The following is a 2,485-nucleotide window of genomic DNA, read 5'->3' as shown; positions in this document are numbered from 1 at the left end:
TAAAGCTCGAATTTACCCTGCATGCAATGGCCTATAACTTATCAAGAGCGGTTGCTCTGATATTATGGATGATTTTTAGTCTATTATTTGTACAAACTAAAATCAGAAAAAGAGAAAATCTGCACGGCGGGATATTGTTGAAAAAAAATTCCACCCCTTTTGCGACAGCCTCTTTCAATTAATAAAATCGATAGTCACTATCGTCTCTTTAAAGTGCAAGAGATGGAACTGCGAGAAGGTGATAGAGTGAAATCAACCGGTGTGTTTGGCCAAAATATCCAGGCGGGAAAAACCTTTACCATTACCGAGCTAAAAAAAGGCAATTTTTTATTTGCCGATAAAATCATCATGGAAGATGAGCACGGTAAAAAAGCGTCATTCACCCCAAAAGCAGACAGCAAACTGGAATACCACTACTGTGAAGCGTTTGGGAATAGCCTTGATAAGAATCAAACGGTCATTGCGGTGTTTAACGAAAAAGAAGTGAATAATTCGACCATCAACCAGATAAGACGCAGCGGGAAGAATATTATCGGCATCACTGGTTTGGATAACGAAAGTATCCAAAAACGGTTACAGCAAAGTGAAATTAGCACTACCGTGCTCTCTGATATCCAGCAAGGCAATGAATCCTTCATAAAAGCCGCCGATGTCGCAAAACATAATGTCACCCCTGATATCCAGAAACAGCTAAACATCGCCATTGACCGGCGGACGAAGTCAAATATAGTCTTTAATAGCCTGGATGTCGTTGCTGATGCAGCAAAATCCAGTGATTTTTCGTTTGAGGATTGTGTAAAAGCCTTTAAAGAGCGGCTAAGAAAAGGCGAGGTAAAATGGGTGGATAAAGCAACACACGAATTTTATGGACGCTTTATTCGCAAAGAAGATTTTGATAATGAGGTCAAAATATTCTCGCAGATTTTACAGGGCAAAAACAGTCAATTGCCGTTAATCCAAAATAAAGAAAAACTGCATTTTACCGGATTAACCCAAGGCCAACAGAAAGCCGCCGAAATGGTTTTAACCTCAAAAGACCAGACAATCATGATACAAGGCTATGCGGGAGTCGGGAAAACCACCCAGTTTAAAACCGTAGCACAAGCACTTAACGATAATCGACCCGATGTTACTATCATCGGACTCGCACCCACCCATAAAGCCGTCAATGAATTACAGGCAGCAGGCATAAAATCCCAAACCATTGCCAGTTTCCTGATGGAAAAGCACCAGAACAATCTAAAAACATCGTATAAAAATACCCTATTTGTGATTGATGAAGGCTCGATGATTGGCAATAAAACCCTGGCAGAATTGCTGCTTAACATCACGGATAATGCAGGAAGAGTCGTTCTCTCTGGGGATGCAAAACAGCTAAAAGCCTTCGAGCGGGGCGCACCCTTTGCCCTTGCCTGGCAACGAAGTGCCGCCGATAAAGTGGTGATGGACGAAATCGTCAGACAAACCCCCGAATTAAAACCCGCTATTGAAGCAATCATTGCCGGAAACACACAAAAATCATTGGATATTATTCGTCAGGTTTCCCCTGACCGGGTAGCAAGGAATAATGGTGCTTTTATCCCCGAAAGCGCAATCATGAAGGGTGATTTATCAGGTAAGCCACAGGAAAACGACAATCAAATGATAAAAATGGTGATTGATGACTATGTGGGTAGAACGAAAGAAGCGCGTGATAACACAGTGATTATCACCCCGTTAAATGCCGATCGAAATCAGTTAAATGAAAACATTCATGCGGTGATGCAAAGTCAACAGATGCTGGGTAAATCAGCCCTTATTCCTGTTTTACAACGCATCAACCATCAGGAAGCGGATTTAAAAGATAGCCATTTTTGGCAAAACCAGCAGGGTCACATCGCAAAAATCAATCAACACTATTTTGAGATAACAGGGGTTTCAAAAGAAGGCGTTGTTAGCCTGATAAATCGGGAAAATAATCAGGAGAAATACCTGTCACCGCTTGAAGTGAATCCTGCCGTCGTCGCACTCTTTGAAGACAAAACCATTGAAGTCTCAGAAGGTGAAAAAATCCGCCTCACCACAACCGATAAAGACCGCAATATTGCCAATAACGACAGGGGCATGATAAAGCGGATTGAGGACGATAAGCTCTATATTGAGTTAAACGGCAAGCTCGTCACCTATCAACCACAAAAAGAATACGCTGACAGACATCTGGATTACACCTACGCCATCACAAGCTATGCCTCACAAGGCGCTTCTTATCCGTATGTCATCGTCTATGAAGGCTCACGTACCCTCGCAGCAATGGATAATACCTATGTGGAATTATCCCGTGCAAAAGAACACGTTCAGCTTTATTTATCAGATGGTAATGCGTGGATGGAAGCCCTCACAAAAAATTCCGGTGACAGAGTAACCGCGCATGACATTTTGAATAAACAGGAAGACCAACTGGCTAGAAATGAAATCAGAATTTGGGATAACAGCAAAGAAGTAGGCA

General features: G+C 42.2%; 2 protein-coding genes. Both read left to right on the top strand.

Annotated features, from left to right (window positions below; genetic code table 11):
• On the top strand, positions 1-182 hold a 182-nt coding region (locus CBG25_RS02695; protein WP_290604341.1), incomplete at its 5' end, for a hypothetical protein.
• Between the two features lie 40 nt (positions 183-222).
• Positions 223-2,485 (top strand): AAA family ATPase (locus CBG25_RS02690; RefSeq protein WP_290604339.1); only part of this gene is annotated, 2,263 nt, incomplete at its 3' end.

Source organism: Arsenophonus sp. ENCA, from assembly GCF_002287155.1.
GTDB classification, from domain to species: Bacteria; Pseudomonadota; Gammaproteobacteria; order Enterobacterales; family Enterobacteriaceae; genus Arsenophonus; species Arsenophonus nilaparvatae.
The sequence above is the reverse complement of the archived record's forward strand: the minus strand, read 5'-3'. Positions and strand labels throughout refer to the sequence as shown.